The following is a 21,694-nucleotide window of genomic DNA, read 5'->3' on the forward strand; positions in this document are numbered from 1 at the left end:
TTATTTCTTGTGAAGAATAAGCATTTTTGCATACTGCTTACGCAGCTCATTAAATAATTCTGTCAGCTGAATATACGCTTGATAAGAAGAAACTCGCTGCAGCGAAAACATAAGTCTCTCAGCACAGTTAATAGGCTTATAGGTTAGGTCCGCTATATCTTCTTGCAGCCGATTTAAACGCCGAACGGGCTGTCCGTTAATCCAAAACAGTAAACTAATATACATAGCAGCAGCTTGTTTCATACAAGGGGCTGCTTCTTTTGCTTTTCGCAGAGAAAAAAGCGTATACAGTTCTTCCCTTTGAGTTTCCCACTTTTCAAAAAATGGCCGTATGTTCTTTTGAACATCTCTCCAAGGTGTTTTCGTTTCTTTATGTACATCGTATAAAATATCATAAGCAAAATAATTTTTTCCACCCACTTCAAGAACCCGATCTTCTTTTGAATAGAATGGTTCGCATATGAAATGTGACGGCACTTCAATCGGTAACATCTGTCTTCTTCTCTTTTCCTTTCATTCGTTTCTTTCCTTCTCGGCAAAGATCAAGAAGCGGGCAGACATGACATTGAGGAGACTGTGCTTTACAGTGATAGCGTCCAAAAAAGATAAGTCGATGATGCGTAACTGACCATTCATCTTTCGGAACTTTTCTCATTAGCGTTTTTTCTACTTCCAAAACGGAATCTTTCCACCTGCAAATCCCGAGGCGTTTACTTACACGTTCTACATGCGTATCTACTGCTATTGACGGTACTCCAAAAGCTACGGATACAACAACATTAGCCGTCTTACGCCCTACTCCTGGAAGATTGGTCAGCTCATCACGATCTGTTGGAACTTCTCCTCCGTACTCATCAATGAGCATACGGCAGAGCTTTTGAATATTTTTAGCTTTGTTTCTATATAAGCCGATTGATCTAATATCTTGCTGCAGCTCTTCTAACGAAACGGCTAAATAGTCTTCAGGCGTTTGATATTTTTTGAATAAATCCGCTGTTACGCGGTTGACTAGAGCATCTGTGCACTGAGCAGATAGCGCCACAGCAATGACTAAATCAAAGGGATTCCGATGATTTAACTCACAGTGGGCGTCAGGAAACATTTCCGCCATAGCATCTAGGCACTGTCTGATTTGTTTTAACGTTAACATACTAGTTCTCCTTCTTCTTACAGGTAGTTCCCTCCTATTTTACAATAGGGTTCCTGTCAAATGCTACTTTTGTCCATATTCTTTTAAAAAAGCTGCTTCAAGATTCAATTACTTGGATCTTGAAGCAGCTTTTTATCCTGTCATTGCTCTAGCCAGTTAAAAAAAGGAATGGCTGATGTAGACTGAGAAGGGTTAACAGAAGATAGTTTTTTGGGCTGTTGATTTTGACGAAATTTTTGGCTATGCTTGCGGGCTTGATCAATGGTTTGAATACCATTTTTCTTCCATTCAAATAAAATACGATCAATATACCGGAAGTTTAATTTTCCAGACATCACCGACTCTCTTAGTGCCGCTTTAATAATAATGGGATCATGATGATCTTGATCAATCCACATCGCTAGCGTTTCGCATTCAAACGGAGACAATGCTCTGCCGAACTCTTTTTCAAACATTGTATATAAATTAAGCTCTTCTTGTTCTTCTTCGCTTTTTTCTACTTCTCTTGTTTCTTGCATCATATGATGAATAAGCTTTTCCCAAAGCGGTTTTAATGAATAACGTTCACAAATAAGGGCGTTTTGCTGTTGATCTTGCTCAATAGATAAAAAGCCGCGCTGAATTAATGCTCGCAGCGTATCCATACAGACAGCACTTGAAATACTCATTTTTGCCGCCAATTCGTTAGGTGTCGGGAAACCTTCACCGCCTTCAATGGAAACATAAATATGCATTAACGTCATGAATTCCGTTTCGTTCATTCCCAAATTGCTATAGTGATTAAACAGCAGCTTCGGAATTGAAACTGTGCCTTGTTCAAACCATTCAATTAACGTTTCTTTTTTCATATCCGAACACCTCAGTAGTTAGTATATCATGAAGTTTATAGTCAAAGTAATAATTATTCGAAGCTAAAAAAGCTTCTATGTAAAACTTTCCGCTGAAACCGTACCATTGCTCTGCACATATAAAATATATACGAACGATGACTTCCTTCCAAGAATATTACACTAACTTATTTTTTCGAGAATTGCAACTCCCTTTTAAGTTAGACTCTTTTCTATGTTTGCCTTTGTTTCCTTATGATATAAGTAAAAGCCTCGTTTTTCTTTTCTTTTTATGATTCATAAAAAAAGCTAAAAAAGTATCCTGACTACAAGAGTCAGAATACTTTTTTCACTTCCTTACGGGTATAGACGGTTTAATAAGCGTGGGAATGGAATCGTTTCACGAACGTGTTCTACGCCGCTAATCCATGCTACCGTACGCTCAAGGCCTAAACCAAATCCTGAATGTGGAACTGAGCCATACTTACGAAGCTCTAAATACCACTTATACGTTTCAGTATCTAATTTGTGCTCTTCTACACGCTGAGCTAAAAGCTCTTGATCATGAATACGTTCAGAGCCTCCAATGATTTCTCCGTAGCCTTCTGGTGCGATTAAGTCTGCGCATAATACTACGTCTTCATTTGTTGGATCTGGCTGCATATAAAATGGTTTTAATGACGTTGGATAGTGTGTAATGAATACCGGCTTGTCATAGCTTTCTGCGATAGCCGTTTCATGCGGTGCTCCAAAGTCATCTCCCCACTGGATGTCTGTAAATCCTTTTTCATGTAAAAATTTAAGAGCCTCATCGTACGAAATACGAGGGAATGGCGCTTTAATTTGTTCTAACTTAGATGTATCACGGCCTAGTACATTTAACTCTAACTTACAGTTTGTTAAAACAGACTGTACGACATGAGACACATACTCTTCCTGTACTTTCAAGTTATCTTCGAATTGGTAGAAAGCCATCTCTGGTTCAATCATCCAAAACTCAATTAAATGACGGCGTGTTTTAGATTTTTCAGCGCGGAACGTTGGACCGAATGAAAATACTTTTCCGAGCGCCATTGCCGCTGCTTCCATATAAAGCTGTCCACTTTGAGAAAGATATGCATCTTCCTCAAAATATTTCGTGTGGAATAATTCTGTTGTTCCTTCAGGAGCACTTCCTGTTAGGATTGGAGGATCTACTTTTGTAAACCCGTTTTCGTTAAAGAATTCGTACGTTGCACGAATAATTTCGTTACGAACCTTCATAACAGCATGTTGACGTTTAGAACGGAGCCATAAATGACGGTTATCCATTAAGAACTCTGTTCCATGTTCTTTTGGCGTAATTGGATAATCAACAGCTTCATGAATAACTTCAAGGCTTGTAACTGTTAACTCATAGCCAAACGGTGAGCGCTCATCTTCACGCACCACACCTGTTACATATAGTGATGATTCTTGCGTCATAGATTTAGCTAATTTAAAAGTTTCTTCTTCTACTTCAGCTTTTACAACTACCCCTTGCATGAATCCTGATCCATCGCGCAGCTGTAAAAAGGCAATTTTACCACTTGAACGTTTATTCGCTAACCAAGCACCAATTGTTACTTCTTTTCCTACATGCTTGCTTGCTTCTGAAATCGTAATTTTCACGATTAATATCCCTCCAAAAAACTTACATTTCGTAATTATGTATGCCATCCTATTATACATTTCGACAAACATAATAACAAGTAACAAACAAAAAGAGCCTTCTAACACGTGTGATTTGTGCTAAAAGGCTCCTTTGTTTTTAAATATAATCTTTTTTATTTCATATGACGAGTCATAAATGAATGGATGCGTTCCACTGCTTTTTCTAGCAGATCTAGTGATGTAGCATAAGAAAGACGTACATTTTCAGGTGAACCGAATCCTGAACCAGGCACTAGCGCTACCTTCTCTTCTTCTAAAATAGCTTCTACCCATGCATCAACTGTATCAAAACCAGTTAACTTTGCAGCTTCAATTGCATTAGGGAATAAGTAGAAAGCACCCTGTGGTTTTAAGCATGAGAACCCTGGAATGTTAATCAGCTTTTCATGAATTACGTTTAGACGCTCTTCAAAAGCTTGTCGCATCATTTCCACCGGCTCCTGAGTGCCGTTATAAGCAGCAATTGTTGCATATTGAGCAATAGATGTTGGATTTGACGTGCTGTGACTCGCTAGGTTTGTCATCGCTTTAATAACTGTAGCATCACCAGCTGCATATCCAATGCGCCAGCCCGTCATGGAATGTGACTTAGAAACACCGTTAATGATAATTGTTTTTTCTTTTAACGCTGGTGAAAGCTGTGCAATCGATACATGTTCATTTTGACCATACACAAGCTTTTCATAAATTTCATCTGATACGATAAAAATATCGTGCTTCAAGCAAACTTCTCCTAAAGCTTGTAGCTCTTCTCTTGTGTAAATCATACCTGTTGGGTTGCTTGGTGAATTGATAATAACAGCTTTGGTTTTAGCAGTAATAGCCGCTTCTAATTGTTCAGGTGTGATTTTAAATTCGTTATTTTCAGAACCTTCAACGAATACTGGTGTACCTTCTGCTAACTTTACTTGCTCAGGATAACTTACCCAGTAAGGAGTTGGGATAATCACTTCGTCACCTTCGTCTAACAGAACTTGAAATAACGTATACAGTGCGTGCTTAGCACCTGTACAAACAATAATTTCAGAAGGTGAATACGTCAGGCCTTGGTCGCGTTTGAATTTTTCAATTACCGCTTCTTTTAATGGTGCAAGGCCGCCTGCTGGCGTATATTTTGTCTGACCATCATTCATTGCTGTAACAGCCGCTTCTAAAATGTGCTGCGGCGTATTAAAATCAGGTTCCCCTGCTCCAAGTCCAATCACATCATGACCAGCCGCTTTCAATTCTTTCGCTTTTGCTGTAATCGCTAATGTTGATGATGGCGTTAATGCTGATACACGTTTTGCTAACTTCACTAAAATCTCCCCCTATGAACTAAAGCTATAATCAGCCCGCGGGCTGATTATAGATAAAAAATTGGCTTCATTTTCATAAAGCGCTGAAATCTTATATTATGACACATATGGTATTTCATATGGTATAAACGATTTATGATTGAGATAAGCTGTATCGTTTTATAAATTCACCGCTAGAGAAATCAAGATAATAGTATGTTAAATGTTTCTTATCTTTATCCACATATGTTACTTCCCACAGCGGCTTTTTATTTTCAATGCCTAGGCGCACCGACTTAATTTCCTGCGGATTTTTATCATTTTTCACAATGGAAATGGCTTTCTCTTTTGTGATCCCGCTGCTTGCTTTCTTTAAAACAGCTGTTTGTTTTTTGCTTTTAGGCATCCAAGCAATTACCTTTTGATTGCTTCGGTTTGTACCTTCTACTACATAAAATGCATGATTGCCGAAATATGGCTGGGTGCTTGTGACAGATTTCAAATTAAATTCTTTTTTTGCTTGGGATGCTGCTTTTTCCTCAGCAGACTGCACATCCTTCACGGACGAGTGATAAATGCTAAAAGAAATGCCCCCGATAATTAAAAGCACAGCAGCTACCGCTACAATAATTAACTTTTTCATAAAATCCCTACTTATGTACGATAAATTGTAAATACAGCTTTGCTTTGATCTTCTTCATCTAACGCTAATCCGAACATCAAATCTTGCTTTTTCAACGTGCGATTCAAACTATCAACAATTTTATATAAATCCGAGGAATTTTCCACGCGGACAGTTGATAATACTTCAATCCTACTTTCCATTGTAAACCTCCTAGCTCGTCTATCACGACGCAAAAATGACGATATCCGTATTATAACAGGTATCAAAAACCATCGTCATCTTTTTCACTCATCAATCCAATCTGTACGTTTTGCGTAAAAACCGAATAAATAAGTAAACATATATAATATTATAAGGAATTTACCTCTTTTTGCAAAAGGAAATTTATTTATTTTGCAGAAAATTTCATCACATCATAGGATTTTAGCGACATTTTAATAGAGTAAGCGCTCCCCTCTCTTACGTCATATAATTCAATCCATTCAGCTGTTAAATTTGAAAGCAGTCGAGGGGAATAGGAATGGCCTGGTTTCGTAAACGCAACCGCAAGCTGTGTATCTAATTGCTTCAAAAATGCATTCGAAAAAAACGTTCCCTCTCCAAAATTAGGAATTTTCAATACATCTACATGGGTAAGAGGAATGCGTAAAAACTTTTCTTCTACTTCATCTGAGCTGCTCATTGCATATAGAATCCGATGTTCTCCGATCGTAAATAATAGATCCATAGCCGCTGTTTTTTGCTTCGATGCATGCAAGACATCAACGTGTATATTATTTGTTAACTGAAATAAATCACTTTCTTTCCACTTCTCTGTTTGAAATTCCGCCTGGTACTGAGCCGGGACAATAATACGCTCTATATGATAATCATTCACAGCTCGCTGAACATTTGAATCATAGTACTTTTGCTGTTTCGTAATCACTAATTGGTTGATTTTTTTTACTTTATATCGCTTCAACCACTTCTTTAGCTCGGGATAGGAAGATGTATTCCCGGTATTTATCAAAATAGTCTCACCGCTTCCGTCTTGAATCAGACTCGCTTCTCCAGCTGAAAGAGGTAAAAAGGTGATCACTACTTCATCAGCTTGTAAACCAAAATCTACGTTTTTAATGACGGCTGCTGAAACCGAACAGTTCATAAAACTAAAAAACAGTACAGCACTTATTAATATTTTAATCATACACTGTCCTCATTTGCTTATCATAGTATATTACTATCGTCTCTCAAGTGAAGAAACAGTATGCATAAAAAAAAGACTTAAGCGTATGCTCAAGTCTTTTCATTCCACCATTCTTTGTAGTCCAGTAATATATTCGAAAACGTTTTTTGAACAACCTGGACTTTTGGAAGTGAGTGAAGGAAATGGTACCCATATGCTGTTCGCGTAATACGATTATCAAAAATAAATATAGCTCCTCGGTCACTTTTGGAACGAATCAACCGCCCAAATCCTTGTTTAAAACGGATAACGGCCTGGGGAAGTGAATAATTCATAAAAGGACTTTTTCCTTCTTTTTTCATCTGCTCAAATTTAGCTGTCAGCAGAGGTTGATTTGGAGATGAAAAAGGAAGTCTGACAATTACGAGACATGATAATAAATCTCCTGGCAGATCAATTCCTTCCCACAGACTGTTTGTACCTAATAGAATGGAATGCTCAAACTGGCTGAAGTCCTTTAGCAGTCTATTACGATTTCTAGTTGTGACTCCTTGACCGAGCAGTACAAACTCTTCAAGATCGTTTAACTCTTTTAAATAACCATACGTAGCTTTCAACATGTCATATGAAGTAAAAAGCACCAGCATACGACCATTTGTTACTTTAGCTACGTCAAGAATACTTTCTGCCATCATAGCGCTATACTCATATAATGATACTTCGTTAACAGCAGGCATATCTTGAGGAATATAGACTCTAGCTTGCTTCTCATAATCAAACTCGGAAGGGAGAATGAGTTGAGCAGGCTGAAAGTCATATAACCCTAGCTCTTGAATTAAATAATCAAATGTTCCATTCACCGTCAATGTAGCCGATGTTAAAATAACGCTTTGTTTCTTAGCGAAAAATTCATCAGCCAGCGTATCGGCAATGGAGGTAGGCTGACTATAGATATACGTAGCATTCGCTGCTCCTTTTGGTTCAATCTCAAACCACGTTACGTGATGACTCTGCTGTTTGAACAAAAGCTTTTCTATTTGCTGAGATATGTGTTCAAATCCTTTAACAGCCGTTTGAAATTCATGAAGAGACGACTGTTCATTTTTTGTGACTTTGTCATATAGTTCCTCTAAGGAATGTCTTGCCCCATCATTCCATGTAAAAAGATCGTGAATTAAAAAACGAATGCGCGACGCTGCTTCTTGAATAGCCGTCCAGTAATGCCCATGCTCTTTTTCCACTTTATATCGATAGCTGCTTCTTCCAATCTCGCCCTGCTGATTGCCAATTCTTTTTTGGACAAAAGAATGAATCAAACGAAATAAGTCATCGCACTCAGAATGAAGCTGCACAAACAGGTTTTGAAGAAGTTCAGTGTTAAGCTCGATACTATATTTCACAAACGTATGATGAACTTTTTTTAACAGCCCTTTGTCTTGAATGGTTCCGATTCGGTTTAATAGCGCATGAACCGCAAAATAATCTAAGCGCTCCCCCAGCTCTTCTCCAGCAATGTCTTCTAAGTGATGAGCCTCGTCAATAATAATCTGTTCATACTCAGGCAGCAGCTCATGATTACTCATCACATCCATCAACAGCAAGCGATGATTTGTCACTACTATATGGGCATTTTGCGCTCTGTTCTGCGCTCGTTCATAAAAAGAATAAAGTTTCCAAGGATGTTTAAAGTCACTTGGAGACGGATTGCTTTCGTTTAGCTGTTCCCAAAAAAGTTTGCCGCCAGAAGGCAGGTTTATTTCATCGCTATCGCCCGTTTCCGTTTCCGTCAGCCAAATAAGCAGCTTCGCTTTTGTGAGGATCGCATCGTAATTATTATTGCGCTCTTTTAAGAGCTGAATAAATTTTCTTATACTAATGTAGTGTTCTCTTCCTTTTAAAACAGCTGCCGTAACAGGAAACGGAACAATCTTTTCTAGAATGGGCACATCTTTTTCGATGATTTGCTGCTGAAGCGTTACCGTGTTAGTCGAGATAATGACTGGGTGATGATGAACAGAAGCATAAAACACGGCAGGAACTAAATAAGCGTAGGTTTTACCAATACCGGTCCCGGCTTCAATTAAAGCATGCTCATTACCTGCAAAGCACTCTTGTACAAAGTTCATCATCTCCCACTGCCCTTTTCGTTCTTCAAACAATGGCAGAGCCTGATGGAACAGCTTTTGCTTTTCAGTTTCAAATATTTCGTAAGTATGAGAGTGCTGCTTTTCATTAGCTGAATGCGGCTGATATTTGTTTAGCGCAATGCCATGTATAAATTCATAAGAACCATCCTCGGCATAACTTTTATCATCTATAACTTGTTGAATCAGTTCTCCAATTTCACTTTTAAAGTGCAAGCTTAGCGCATACAGCTGCTTTAAGGTTGTTAGAGGTAGCTTCTTTAATTTCTCAATTAGTAACAGTAAAATACGTGCCGTTACTTCTGCATCACTATCTGCTTGATGAGGGTTTTCATGTTCAATATGTAAATACTCAGCTAATTGGCTAAGTTTGTACCCATCAACTGTAGGCAGCAGAATCCGAGCCAGTTCGACGGTGTCTACGGTTGAATTATAAAGCGTCTCCTCTCCGCACTGATAGAGTTCTTCTTGTAAAAAAGTTAAATCAAATGCCACATTATGTGCAACAAAATAAGCATCATCTAGCAATTCTATAATTTTAGGTGAAATTTCTTCAAATAAAGGCGCATCTTTCACCATATCATTTTGAATGTTAGTTAGTTGTGTAATAAAAGGCGGAATATCCATACCAGGATTTAAAAAACTAGAAAAACGTTCAACAATTTTGCCGTCTTCTACTATGACAGCAGCAAATTGAATCATTTTATCTCCTTGTTTTGGAGAATGTCCCGTCGTTTCAAGATCTACCACAACAAAGCGTTTATTCACGGTCAACACCTCGCAAGTCTGTCTTTTTATAGTATAAAGTGAAAGCCTGCTCTATATGCTTTAAAAGCGCAACTCCTTCTCGTGAAAAACAGAGAGGCTTCCATACATAGAAGTTTTACTTTAGTGTGTATAGAGGTATATACCGTTCACTTACTAGCGTATGTATTCAAATAAAAATCCCCCTCATAAAGGGGGACTGTTCTTATAGAATTGTACCAGCTGGTTCTTGTTTAAGCAATTGTTGGATTTTATTCTGCTCATTCATAATCGCTACGGTTGGATGATGGTGAGCTACTTCTTCATTTGCTACAAGCGCATAAGAGATAATGATGATGATATCTCCAGGCTGCACAAGTCTTGCAGCAGCTCCATTTAAACAAACTACGCCGCTCCCGCGTTCGCCGGGAATAACGTACGTTTCCAAGCGAGCTCCGTTATTATTGTTTACAATTTGGACTTTTTCGTTTGCTGCGATTCCTACTGCGTCGATGATATCTTCATCAATGGTGATACTGCCAACATAATTTAAGTTGGCTTCAGTTACATGAGCTCTGTGTATTTTAGCATTCATCATCGTGCGAAACATTTAGTTATCCCCCTGTACGTCTACAATTACATTATCAATTAAACGAGCTTTAGAGAATTGAACAGCTAAAGCAATGATGATTTTGCCAGCGGCTTGTTTAATCGTTTTTAGCTCTGGATACGTATAAACCTCGATATAATCCACTTTACCGCTCGTATATTGCTCAATTTCTTTTCGAATGGCCTGTTTAATAATTTCTACGTGCTTCTCTCCGCTTTCAAGAAGCTGCAGAGCGCTTTGTAAACTCTTAAATAAAACAGGTGCCTCTTCTCTTTCTTTATCTGTTAAATATACGTTACGAGAACTTTTTGCTAAGCCATCTGCTTCTCTCACCGTATCTACTGCTCTAAGCTCCACTGGGAAATTAAAGTCTTCAATTAAGCCATCTACTACAGCAACTTGCTGTGCATCTTTTTTACCAAAGTATGCACGATCTGGTGTTACAATGTGAAAAAGCTTTGTTAGGACCGTGGCTACTCCGTCAAAATGGCCAGGTCGCTTCTGTCCACACAATACGTCTACACGATCTGTCACGGTTATAGCAACTGAACGGCTTGGCTTATACATTTCCTCTACTGAAGGATAAAATAAATAGTCGACGTTAGCTTCTTTTGCCACGCGCTCATCGCGCTCAAAATCTCTTGGATACGTATCAAAATCTTCATTTGGCCCAAATTGAGTCGGGTTCACAAAAATACTTAGCGCCACTACTTCATTTTCTGTGCGGGCTGCTCCAAGTAAAGTAGCATGGCCTTCATGCAAATAGCCCATCGTCGGGACAAATCCAATTGAACGTCCAAGCTGCTTTTCTTTTTTCATCTCCTGCTGCATGTCTTTAATTGTTGTAATGACTTTCATCTTATTTTCCTCCGTACAGCGCCGTTAACTGCTCTTCTTTCATTGAAAAAGTATGGGCTTCTTTCGGAAACTCTCTTTTTTTCACTTCACTTACATACTGTGAAAGCCCCTGTAAAATAGGCTCATTTATTTTCGCAAATGACTGAACGAATTTTGGCACACGCTCTACGCCGTACGTTAATACATCGTGGTATACAAGTACTTGACCATCCGTGTCAGCTCCTGCTCCAATTCCGATTGTGGGAATGCTTAAGCGTTCAGCTACTTGTTTTGCTACTTGTTTAGGAACACATTCTAATACAACAGCAATAGCTCCCGCCTGCTCACACTTAATCGCGTCTTGGATTAGCTGTTTGGCTTCTTTCGCTTCTTTCCCTTGCACTTTATAACCGCCCAGGACACCGACAGACTGAGGTGTTAACCCGAGATGTGCAACAACCGGAATACCAGCTTGCGTCAATTCTGAAATTGTATAAAGAACATCGTTTGCACCTTCTACTTTTAAAGCATGAGCTCCGCTTTCCTGCATAATGCGAGCAGCATTTTTCATCGTGTCTTCTTTCGACACGTGATAGGACATAAATGGCATGTCGGTGACGATAAATGTATCAGCAGCTCCTCTTTTAACCGCTTTTGTATGATGAATCATATCATCTACCGTTACAGGAATCGTAGAGTCATATCCTAAAACGACCATTCCTAGAGAATCGCCTACTAAAATCATGTCTACGCCTGCTTCCTCAGCGTACTTAGCTGACGGATAATCGTACGCAGTCAGCATCACAATTGGTTCATTGTTTTGTTTCATACGTAAAAAATCTAATTTTGTTTTCACTAACTTTCTCCTCCTTCTCAGAGGAGATGAGCGCACGTCTGCACACAAAAAGTCCTTCTACCTATAAAAGAAAGAAGGACTTTGACAGACTTCATCTATAAAAAGCACGCTTTACCTAATGTGCTTACCTACGCGTCATCCCTCTGTCCTAGTCCTTAATGGATCAAGGCAGATTTATTGTCGTATTAAAAATAAACAAACGAGTATCAAGTGAAGTTCTTGCGATACTACCTTGATACTCGTATTATAATAAAAATTTCTTTGTTTTTCTACTATTTTTTAGCAGAGAGCTCAATATCTGCTGAATGAATTCGGTGTATAACTCCTGCATCATCTTCAATCAATAAAACGCCTTCGTCTGTTATACCTTTTGCAAAGCCTTCAATGTTGGCTGTCATCGTGCGCGCTATAATTCGCTTGCCAATACTGATCGCATACGTTTCCCAAAGAACTTTAATTAAGCCAAAGCCATTTTTTAAGTATTCTTCATAAAGGGTTTCTAACTTTAAGAAAAACGCTTGCATCAAAGCTGCACGATTAATTTCTTCACCTTTTTCAATACGTAAAGATGTGGCAATGTGTTTGATTTGTTCATTAAAATCCGTTTCCTGCTGATTCACATTGATGCCGATTCCAATGATGACCGAATGAATCCGGTCAAAATCCGCCTGCATTTCTGTTAAAATCCCAACTAGCTTCTTCCCATTTAATAAAACATCATTAGGCCATTTAATGTCTGGAGAAAGGTTCGTCACTTCTTGAATGGCCTGTACCACAGCCACTGCTGATAGTAGAGTCAGCTGCGGAGCCTGCTGCGGAGGGATAGAAGGACGCAGTATAATACTCATCCAGGCACCAGTATATTTTGGAGAATACCACGCTCTATCAAGTCTTCCTCTCCCTGCCGTTTGCTCTTCAGCAACTACGACCGTTCCTTCTTTGGCTCCTTCTTGAGCAATTCGATGAGCAATTTTTTGAGTAGAATGCACGCTTTCCTCATAATGAATATACTGACCGATTTTTGTTGTTTGTAGCCCTAATAAAAGCTCGTTGCTGCTTACTTTGTTCGGCTTCCCAACAATGCGATAGCCTTTTTTACGAACAGCTTCAAGTTCATAGCCGTCTTTTCGCAGCTCTTCGATATGCTTCCATACAGCTGTTCTTGAACAGCCTAATAAATCGCTGATCTTTTGGCCGGACACATAGTCCCCATCTGCGTTCGTAAACATTTCAAGCAGCGTTCTTCTTATATCTGACTGCAAGACTGCACCCACTTTCTTATTGAAGATTTCGTGTTCATTAACTCATTGTATAGAACTTTCTCCTCAATTTCTTTTAACAGTTGAGACACCCATGGACCACCCTTTTTACCTGTCCACACTAAAAGATCTTGACCATTTATATCTAAATCTTTTAAAGAATGAATAGGCAGCTCGCTATAGATGTAAAGAAGCTCATGTTCATTCATATACTCATTGCTTCGAAGAAGTTGTAAAATACGATTCACGCTTACGCTGGCCTGCTCTCCAATTGTATACATGATGCGCTTTGACCATCCATTTTCCAAAACGTCTCGAAGACCAATAGACTGAAGCTGAATATCTTTAATTTGCTTATTAGATAATTTCCAGCTTTTAAAAAATGCCTGCTTGTCTTGAATGTCGAGTAGATGTACCAGAAGTGTCCATGACTCCGATACTCGCTGAAGCATCATCCAATCGTGTGCACAAACAGATCGGAATTTTTGCGGATCTACATTCAATTGGGGCAAGTAGCGATACAGCTCCGTATCTGCTACAAGTGCTAATGCTAAAGACGGACGCTTTCCGCTCAGCATTTTTTCGAATTCAACTGTAATGCGTTCAATAGAAACATGCCTCAGCAGTTCACCATATTGCTGAATGGCTCTTTTAGTTTGATCAGACAGCGAAAACGCCAGCTGACTGACAAAGCGAACGGCTCTCATCATACGAAGAGCATCTTCATGAAAGCGTTCCTTAGCATTTCCGACAGTGCGAATTAACTGGTTTCGCAAATCTTCTCTTCCATTAAATGGATCAACAATTTCTCCTTTTGCATTCATAGCCATTGCATTGATTGTAAAATCGCGACGCTGCAAATCTTCTATCAGAGACGAAATAAACGTAACGGACGAGGGACGACGAAAATCATCATATTCTCCCTCAGAGCGAAAAGTGGTTACCTCATAGGTCTCGTTCTCATGGACAACGACAACCGTACCATGCTCGATTCCTACATGAATCGTCTTAGGAAAGAGTTCCATCACTTGTTCAGGCCTAGCTGACGTAGCAATATCAATATCACCAATCGTCCGATTTAAAATGAGATCCCGGACCGCTCCTCCAACAAAATACGCTTCGTAACCGGCTGTCTCCAGTTTTTCAATAATATAAAGAGGATGAATGAACGGTTCTTTCATAACGTCCTCCATTCTTCAACCCTGTACCAATTTATAATAAAGTTTTTCATATTGACTCACAATCTCTGTTGAATGAAATTTATGATTAACTGCGCTTAGAGACGCTTCCCTCATTTGGTGATGCAGCTGTTCATTTTCAAGTAGCTGAATTGCTTTGCTCGCTGCCTCTTCGACGTCTCCCACTTCGCAAATATATCCTGTTTTTTCGTGTTCAATTACTTCAGGAATTCCGCCTATATTTGTTCCGATGCATGGAACACCACAAGCCATAGCTTCTAAAAGTACAAGCCCAAAGCTTTCTTTTTCAGATAATAACAATTTTAAATCGCTAATCGAATATAATTCTGCTACATTTTCTTGTTTCCCAAGAAATAACACAGAATCTTGAAGATTTAGCTCTCTTACTAATTGAGACACAACCGTCATTTCAGGGCCGTCTCCTACAAGCAGCAGCTTAGACTGAAGCTTTTTATTAATAATAGCAAATGTTTTGACTATATCTGTAACTCGTTTGACTTGACGAAAGTTTGAAATATGAATAACGACTTTTTCATTTTCTAATATGCCATACTCCGCTTTTAAATACTGCACTTCTTTTTTATGATAAACTCGTTCATCAATAAAATTATACATCGTTTCAATTTCTTTATCTGGACTAATTAAATGGTGAGTTTGATCAACAAGTGACTGAGATACAGCAGTCACTGCATCTGATTTCTCAATTCCAAATTTAATTAAATCTTTTAACGATGGATCCTCTCCTAGAACCGTAATATCTGTCCCATGAAGAGTCGTCACAATTTTCACTTCGTGCTCCACCATTTGTTTAGCTAAAATCCCGCAAACGGCATGGGGGATTGCATAGTGCGTATGAATAATGTCAAGCTTTTCTCTTTTAGCCACTTCAGCCATTTTACTGGATAAAGCGAGATCATACGGAGGGTATTTAAAGACGGAGTACTGATTTACATCTACTTCGTGAAAATAAATATTTGGATATACTTTCGTCAATCTAAAAGGCATGCTAGAGGAAATAAAATGAATTTCGTGCCCCTTTTCAGCCAGCAGCTTCCCTAGCTCCGTTGCTACCACTCCTGAACCTCCAACGGAAGCATAACATGTAATACCAATTTTTAACTTCATTTATTTTCCACCTACTAAATCGTCGTACATCAAAATCGGTTTTTTAGATAAAAAACCTTCACCGTATGCTACCCCGACTTCTTTGCCAAATAATCTCTCTCTGCTCTCTACCGTTTCAATATATCCGTTTACCAGCGGCGTATCAAACGTATCTGCTGTTTTTATAAATTGACTTTCATAAGCCTCTAGACTAGCTACTTTCTTTTGAAACGTGCTTGATACATCTACAATAAAATCTGGCTTATGAAATCCATTTATCATATAGAAATAAAGAGACTCAGCACGATGAGCTTTTTGCTTTTTATAATCGATATAATTTTTAACGCCAGCGGAAAACATGGCCTCTTCTACAAGCTTTGCACAATTTCCATGATCAGGATGACGATCTTCAAAGTAAGGAGCAAATATAATCCTTGGTTGATACGTGCGAATGACTGATGCAATTTCAGCTATATACTCTGCCTTTAAAACCAAACCTCTGTCTGGCAAATGCAGATGAATTCGCTCATGAACACCTAAGACATCAGCAGCTTTGGACGCTTCTCGTTTTCGAATTTCAACCGTTCCATTTGAAGAAAGTTCAGCTTGCGTCAAATCGCAAATAACTACCTTCAAACCTTGTTCACTCATTCTTGCAATGGTTCCACCCATACCGATTTCTACATCATCGGCATGAGCACCAAACGCAAGGATATCTATTGTTTCTTTCATTATCTTCACCCTATTTTTTTATAATTGAACGCCAATGCAAATCGCCTCGTTCAAGTCCATGAATTAAAATCTCTGCTGTTCCCATATTCGTTGCAAGAGGAACCGCATAGACGTCACATAGGCGCATCAGAGCTGAAATATCAGGTTCATGAGGCTGAGCTGTTAACGGATCGCGGAAAAAAATAACCATATCCATTTCATTTTGAGCAATTAAAGCTCCTATCTCCTGATCTCCTCCAAGCGGCCCTGATTGAAAGCGGTGAACCTTCAAACCTGTTGCTTCTGAAATACGCGTTCCTGTTGTTCCTGTTGCGAACAGCGAATGTTCCTGTAAAATCGCTTGATAGGCTGTTGTGAATTGTACCATATCATTTTTCTTTTTATCATGTGCAATTAAGGCGATTTTCATTTTTCTCGCTCCTTAGTCAATAATATTTTCTAATCCATATACAAGTGTGTCTACGTTCATAACTGTATCAACAGCTAGCTTCACACCTGACATAAAAGAAGCACGGTTGTATGAATCATGACGGATTTTTAATGTTTGTCCAAATCCTCCGAACATTACTTCTTGGTGAGCAATCAGCCCTGGCAGGCGTACGCTATGTAGGCGGATTCCTTCATAATCTGCGCCGCGCGCCCCTTCTAGCAATTCTTTTTCCTCAGGATGACCCTGTTTTTTTGCTTCACGAACTTCACTGATAAGCTCCGCTGTTTTTAAGCCTGTTCCTGATGGTGCATCTAACTTTTGATCGTGATGCATTTCAATAATTTCAACATCATCAAAGTATTTAGCTGCCATTTGTGAAAACTTCATCATTAAAATAGCGCCAATCGCAAAATTAGGTGCAATGATACAGCCAAGTTCCTTCTCTTCAGCAAGCTGCTTTAATTCTTTTAAATCTTCTTCTGAAAAGCCAGTGGTTCCTACAACAGGTCTTACTCCATATGTTAGGGCTGTTTTAGTATGAACGCGCCCAATTTCAGGTGTTGTCAAGTCAACTAAAACATCTGCCTTAACGTCTTGAAAACATTTTTCAATATCCGTGTAGATTGGCGCTTGTACATTTGGCATTCCTTCAATATCACTTATGTATTTTCCTTCATTGATACGATCTACCGCTGCTACTAATTCAAAATGCTCTGTTTCTTCTATTAATAATACAGCTTCTTTCCCCATACGACCTCTTGGTCCTGCAAGTACAATTCGAATTTTGTCCATTCTTTTTCTCTCCTTAGTCTTCTTTTTTCGTCCAGCGATCTTTGTCACGCGTATTAAATTTATTCATAACGCGATCATGCGCTTCTTGTAAATCAATATTTAATGAATTTGCAAAGCAAATTAATACAAATAAAATGTCGCCCATTTCTTCTTCGACCGTACGTTCTGCTTCAGTCGTTTTCTTCGGCTTTTCACCATAATAGTGGTTAATTTCGCGCGATAATTCGCCCACTTCTTCCGACATTCGCGCAAGCATAGCAAGAGGACTAAAATATCCTTCTTTAAATTGGCTAATATATGCATCAACTTCTTGCTGCATTTGCTCCATCGTTTTTTTTGACATCTTTTTATTTCACCTCTTTTAGAAGTACACTCAGCTTACTATTATAACATCTTTACTTCAAATTATTTAGTGTAATTACTTCTTCTTACCAAGCCTTTGTCAGATGCTCTTTCACAATATTCCTCGCGTTTCCCTTAATTCTCAAAAATCTGTCTATATTTTACGAATTGAGGATACTACTAATACATAGCACTCGAAGAAACATCATCACTTTTTACTATTTTCAAAAATCTTTTCGATAGTTATTTACGAAATGAAATATATTCCTTTATGATAAGGTAGTGCAAAAACGGTCATAGGAGGTTTGTAAGTATGAAAGGTCTCAGATTTAAAAATATTATTTTTATACTGCTTGGTGCTGCCATATTTGCGTTTGGACTTGTTAATTTTAACATGCAAAACAATTTAGCTGAAGGTGGATTCACAGGCATTACCCTGCTTTTATTTTTCTTATTTAACATTGATCCCTCTTATTCTAACTTAGTGTTAAATATTCCTTTGTTTTTTGTAGGGTGGAAACTATTAGGGAGAACAGCATTTATTTATACCATGCTCGGAGTCGTTAGCTTATCGCTATTTTTATGGATATTCCAGCGCTTCCCGGTGAATATGCCCCTGCGTCATGATATGACTCTAGCAGCTCTTTTTGCCGGTGTTTTTATTGGAGTGGGTCTTGGCATTATTTTCAGGTTTGGAGGAACAACAGGAGGAGTCGATATCATCGCACGTGTTGTTCAAAAATATATCGGGTGGAATATGGGAAAAACGATGTTTCTTTTTGACTTTATTGTGATTAGTGCGTCTCTCATTTATTTATCCTACCGAGAAGCTATGTACACACTTGTTGCAGTCTTTGTCGCTGCACGGGTTATTGACTTTATGCAAGACGGCGCGTATGCCGCGAAAGGAGCAACGATCATTTCAAATCATAACGAAGCCATATCGGATAAAATTATGAAAGAAATGGATCGAGGCGTGACGATTTTAAAAGGACAAGGTTCTTTTTCTAAGCAAGATACCAACGTGCTATACTGCGTGGTTAGTAAAAATGAAATTTTCCGTTTAAAGCAAGTTATTACTTCTGTAGATCCACACGCATTCGTTGCAGTTACGGATGTTCATGATGTCTTAGGCGAAGGATTTACCCTTGATGAAAATAAAAAACCGCTTGAAAGATAAAAAAAATACCGCTAATGCGGTATTTTTTTATTAGTCGTCGTTATTCATTCCTGTATAAATCATGATTAAACGAACCAACTCAAGAACTGCTACTGCTGCGGCTGCTACGTATGTTAAAGCCGCTGCGTTAAGCACTTTACGCGTCTCGCGCTCTTCGTCATTTCGAATCGCTCCGACTGAGACGATTTGCGTCATCGCTCGGCTTGAAGCGTTAAATTCAACAGGCAGTGTTACAACTTGGAATACGACCGCTGCTGCCATGAAAATAATACCTAACAATAGCAACGGCTTAATCGACGCGATAATTCCAATCATAATTAAAATCCAAGAAGCGTTTGATCCAAGGCTTGCCACCGGCACAAGGGAGTGGCGAAGACGTAAAAACGAATAGTTTTCTTTGTCTTGAATCGCGTGTCCCACTTCGTGAGCCGCAACGGCAGCGCCCGCAACAGACGTTCCGTAATAGTTGTCTTCTGATAAACGAATTACTTTTGAACGAGGATCGTAGTGATCCGATAAAAATCCGCCTACAGGCTCTACGTGAACGTTGTACAACCCGTTTTCATCCAAAATTTTTCTTGCCACTTCTGCGCCGGTCATTCCTGATGAGTTGCTTACTTGTGAATATTTTTTGTAAGCACTTCTCACCTTAAACTGTGCCCAAATTGGCACAAGGATAATAATGAGAAAATAAATCAAAAAGCTCATTTACCCACACCTTTCATTATGTGTTTGACTACTCTTTTATTTTAGACAATTCTGCGCTTTTACGTCAATCATTACGCCCTCTAGCTGACTTTCTTTTCTGGTCAGCAAAATATTTTCGCGCTCCTACATAAAAAAGTGTAGCAATAATAATACTTCCGGTGGTAATTGTAACCCAAATAAAAGACGGGTCTGTACGATTTTCTTTTACTTGTTCAAAAAAATCTTTTAAGTTTTGTTCCATTTGGTTAAACTGCTCATCGTTAATCTCACTTGGCGTTCCTTCAGTTTGTAAAAAGTGAACGTCCGCGCTCACACGCTGTACGTAGGGAGACGACACGTCTACCTGCGCGCTCGGTAAGATCATATCATATTCCTTCAAAAATTGCTTAAGCTGCGCTTCATAAGCCGCTTGTTCTCCTTTTACCGCTTCATTTCGCATCTCTTTAAATGTTGCTAGCATACTGCCTTCGAGCTCAGTCCACATAGGCTGATGCTTGCTGTGCAGCGCATCGACTAACAATCGAAATTGAGTAGCTTTTTGAAGACGTTCTTCATCACTGGAATCAGAAGATAAAAGAGACCTTTCTACCTGTTCATAACAAAGAGTTAAAATACGTATATCTTCGGCCGATACGCCCAAAGAAGCTGTATTGAGACTGGTAAATTCATTCGAAAAGTTTCTGAACAAATGTTGGGCTGCTTTATACTCCTTTTGCTCTACAAGCGATAGCGTTTGATCAGATAAGTTATCAAGCTTTTCCCACTGCCCTTCAGCTGCATGTACAGTAGTCGTATATGCAAAGAAAAGTACGAGCAATATTCCTACTATTCTTCCTTTCATTCTCGTCCCTCCTCTAACCTCTACTAAAACTTATGAGAAAGAGGACAAGAGTAGACCTATTTTCAAAAGGAAGTTTTAATCTTACTATTCATTCATCGGAGTGATAAAGTTTTGCGTGTAATATTTCTCATATACACCTACACCAAGACGCGTAAACTCTTTATTGAGTAAAGCCTTACGATGTCCCTCACTATTAAGCCACCCTTCAACCGCAGCGATTCCATCCTGATAATTCGAGGCAATATTTTCGCCCGCGATACGATATACTACATCACCTTTTTGCAGACGGTTGCCTAAATCACCTTGTGCTGGTGAAACGTGAGAGAAATAGTTTAAGTCGCTCATTTCTTTGCTGTGTAAATAAGCTACTCCAGCAGTGGCTTCGTCCCAAGCTAAAGGTGACAGCTGAAACCGGTCTCGAATTACATTTGTAATATCGATAATTTGCTGCTCTTCTCCTTCTTGGACACTTTTCCACTCCTCCGATGTCAATGACGGAGCTGTTGGAAGCTCGCCGCGATAAACAATTTCGTACGGGCGCTGTTTTAATAGCGTGTCCATGTCCATAATTCGAATACTTGAGATTGTATTAAGGAACTGATCAAAATATAGTTGGACGTATACATCTCCATATTTAATAATGGGACGCATTTTCATATCCTCTTCACTCAGACGAAATCGGTATTCATTTCCGTCTTTTTGAAGCGTGAGTTCGGATGAAAGTGAAACTCTTTTTTCTACTTCCTCTCGCTTCTCACCAATCTCAAAAGGATCTGTATTTGTTTTTGAGCCAATGACGTATACAGATACGACTTGATTATTTTCTACTCCTACCTGCGCATACGTTTGACGATTCTTTTTGTAAATCCACCAGTCATAGCCATATGCAGAAGAATCAATACGATCCGGCTCTCCAAGCATTCCAATTAACTGTTCTGAATGATCTCCAATGAGCCTCATCATATTTTCACTTTGTTTTTCATAAGAAGCCACTTCTTGTGTGGGCTGACTTTTGGAATCCGTTTGGTTTTGCTCAATATTTTGACCCGTTAGATATTTTTCTAGCTGAGGTAAATAATCCTCCGCGTATACAAATGCCACTATTAATACGAGAATAAAAATAACTTTTTTCAGCTTTTCTTCCTCTCCTTACACCTGTTTTCTTTACCTGTTTAACTTA

General features: G+C 38.9%; 23 protein-coding genes. 1 reads left to right on the forward strand and 22 read right to left on the reverse strand.

Annotated elements, in window-relative coordinates:
* From AC4NPH_RS08055 to AC4NPH_RS08145, 19 genes are all read right to left on the reverse strand, one after another.
* Positions 1-492 carry a YpoC family protein gene (locus AC4NPH_RS08055; protein ID WP_097813224.1) on the reverse strand — a complete coding sequence of 164 codons (492 nt, stop codon included), beginning with the start codon at positions 490-492 and terminating at the stop codon, positions 1-3.
* Positions 479-1,150: an endonuclease III gene (gene nth / locus AC4NPH_RS08060; protein ID WP_013056107.1), complete on the reverse strand. Its 672-nt coding sequence runs from the start codon at positions 1,148-1,150 to the stop codon at positions 479-481. Before nth ends, AC4NPH_RS08055 begins: the two co-directional genes overlap by 14 nt.
* A gap of 140 nt (positions 1,151-1,290) precedes the next feature.
* The gene (locus AC4NPH_RS08065; RefSeq protein ID WP_063670997.1) at positions 1,291-1,998 is read right to left on the reverse strand and encodes a DnaD domain-containing protein; all 708 of its coding nucleotides are present in this window, start codon (positions 1,996-1,998) and stop codon (positions 1,291-1,293) included.
* A gap of 336 nt (positions 1,999-2,334) precedes the next feature.
* Positions 2,335-3,627, reverse strand: a complete 1,293-nt coding sequence (gene asnS, locus AC4NPH_RS08070) for an asparagine--tRNA ligase (RefSeq protein ID WP_013056105.1) — start codon at positions 3,625-3,627, stop codon at positions 2,335-2,337.
* 155 nt (positions 3,628-3,782) lie between these two features.
* The gene (locus AC4NPH_RS08075) at positions 3,783-4,967 is read right to left on the reverse strand and encodes a pyridoxal phosphate-dependent aminotransferase (protein ID WP_013056104.1); all 1,185 of its coding nucleotides are present in this window, start codon (positions 4,965-4,967) and stop codon (positions 3,783-3,785) included.
* 133 nt (positions 4,968-5,100) lie between these two features.
* The gene (locus AC4NPH_RS08080; RefSeq protein ID WP_013056103.1) at positions 5,101-5,589 is read right to left on the reverse strand and encodes a cell wall elongation regulator TseB-like domain-containing protein; all 489 of its coding nucleotides are present in this window, start codon (positions 5,587-5,589) and stop codon (positions 5,101-5,103) included.
* Between the two features lie 11 nt (positions 5,590-5,600).
* On the reverse strand, positions 5,601-5,771 hold the full coding sequence (locus AC4NPH_RS08085) for a YpmA family protein (RefSeq protein ID WP_013056102.1): 171 nt from the start codon (positions 5,769-5,771) through the stop codon (positions 5,601-5,603).
* A gap of 188 nt (positions 5,772-5,959) precedes the next feature.
* Complete coding sequence (locus AC4NPH_RS08090) at positions 5,960-6,757, reverse strand: ComEC/Rec2 family competence protein (protein WP_063670988.1); 798 nt, start codon at positions 6,755-6,757, stop codon at positions 5,960-5,962.
* Between the two features lie 89 nt (positions 6,758-6,846).
* On the reverse strand, positions 6,847-9,648 hold the full coding sequence (gene dinG / locus AC4NPH_RS08095) for an ATP-dependent DNA helicase DinG (protein WP_013056100.1): 2,802 nt from the start codon (positions 9,646-9,648) through the stop codon (positions 6,847-6,849).
* Positions 9,649-9,850: 202 nt separating this feature from the next.
* On the reverse strand, positions 9,851-10,234 hold the full coding sequence (panD, locus tag AC4NPH_RS08100; RefSeq protein WP_013056099.1) for an aspartate 1-decarboxylase: 384 nt from the start codon (positions 10,232-10,234) through the stop codon (positions 9,851-9,853).
* Entirely contained in the window at positions 10,235-11,092 is an 858-nt protein-coding gene (panC, locus tag AC4NPH_RS08105; protein WP_063670986.1) for a pantoate--beta-alanine ligase, read from the reverse strand.
* A gap of 1 nt (position 11,093) precedes the next feature.
* Positions 11,094-11,927: a 3-methyl-2-oxobutanoate hydroxymethyltransferase gene (gene panB, locus AC4NPH_RS08110; RefSeq protein ID WP_025749372.1), complete on the reverse strand. Its 834-nt coding sequence runs from the start codon at positions 11,925-11,927 to the stop codon at positions 11,094-11,096.
* Between the two features lie 272 nt (positions 11,928-12,199).
* Positions 12,200-13,189 (reverse strand): biotin--[acetyl-CoA-carboxylase] ligase, encoded by a 990-nt coding sequence (locus tag AC4NPH_RS08115; RefSeq protein ID WP_081252124.1) that lies wholly within the window; start codon positions 13,187-13,189, stop codon positions 12,200-12,202.
* A complete protein-coding gene (locus AC4NPH_RS08120) occupies positions 13,174-14,367 on the reverse strand; it encodes a CCA tRNA nucleotidyltransferase (protein ID WP_025749373.1) in 1,194 nt (397 codons plus the stop codon). Before AC4NPH_RS08120 ends, AC4NPH_RS08115 begins: the two co-directional genes overlap by 16 nt.
* 15 nt (positions 14,368-14,382) lie before the next feature.
* Positions 14,383-15,510: an N-acetyl-alpha-D-glucosaminyl L-malate synthase BshA gene (bshA, locus tag AC4NPH_RS08125; protein ID WP_013056094.1), complete on the reverse strand. Its 1,128-nt coding sequence runs from the start codon at positions 15,508-15,510 to the stop codon at positions 14,383-14,385.
* Complete coding sequence (bshB1, locus tag AC4NPH_RS08130) at positions 15,511-16,221, reverse strand: bacillithiol biosynthesis deacetylase BshB1 (protein WP_053487028.1); 711 nt, start codon at positions 16,219-16,221, stop codon at positions 15,511-15,513. It lies immediately after the preceding gene.
* A gap of 10 nt (positions 16,222-16,231) precedes the next feature.
* Positions 16,232-16,630, reverse strand: coding sequence for a methylglyoxal synthase (gene mgsA / locus AC4NPH_RS08135; protein WP_013056092.1), 399 nt, complete (start codon positions 16,628-16,630; stop codon positions 16,232-16,234).
* 12 nt (positions 16,631-16,642) lie between these two features.
* Positions 16,643-17,443, reverse strand: coding sequence for a 4-hydroxy-tetrahydrodipicolinate reductase (gene dapB, locus AC4NPH_RS08140; protein WP_013056091.1), 801 nt, complete (start codon positions 17,441-17,443; stop codon positions 16,643-16,645).
* 13 nt (positions 17,444-17,456) lie between these two features.
* On the reverse strand, positions 17,457-17,786 hold the full coding sequence (locus tag AC4NPH_RS08145; RefSeq protein ID WP_013056090.1) for a nucleotide pyrophosphohydrolase: 330 nt from the start codon (positions 17,784-17,786) through the stop codon (positions 17,457-17,459).
* Between the two features lie 312 nt (positions 17,787-18,098).
* Here AC4NPH_RS08145 and AC4NPH_RS08150 point away from each other — a divergent pair, with 312 nt between their 5' ends.
* A complete protein-coding gene (locus AC4NPH_RS08150) occupies positions 18,099-18,965 on the forward strand; it encodes a YitT family protein (protein WP_013056089.1) in 867 nt (288 codons plus the stop codon).
* Between the two features lie 30 nt (positions 18,966-18,995).
* Here the strand turns inward: AC4NPH_RS08150 and AC4NPH_RS08155 are convergent, their stop codons facing one another.
* The 3 genes from AC4NPH_RS08155 to AC4NPH_RS08165 form a co-directional block, all read right to left on the reverse strand.
* A complete protein-coding gene (locus AC4NPH_RS08155) occupies positions 18,996-19,673 on the reverse strand; it encodes a zinc metallopeptidase (RefSeq protein WP_013056088.1) in 678 nt (225 codons plus the stop codon).
* A 64-nt stretch (positions 19,674-19,737) separates the two neighbouring features.
* Positions 19,738-20,514 carry a sporulation protein YpjB gene (locus AC4NPH_RS08160; protein WP_013056087.1) on the reverse strand — a complete coding sequence of 259 codons (777 nt, stop codon included), beginning with the start codon at positions 20,512-20,514 and terminating at the stop codon, positions 19,738-19,740.
* Between the two features lie 84 nt (positions 20,515-20,598).
* The gene (locus AC4NPH_RS08165) at positions 20,599-21,615 is read right to left on the reverse strand and encodes a CAP domain-containing protein (protein ID WP_029325123.1); all 1,017 of its coding nucleotides are present in this window, start codon (positions 21,613-21,615) and stop codon (positions 20,599-20,601) included.
* Positions 21,616-21,694 lie beyond the last annotated feature (79 nt).

This window comes from Priestia sp. MDV22-iso46, from assembly GCF_058629175.1.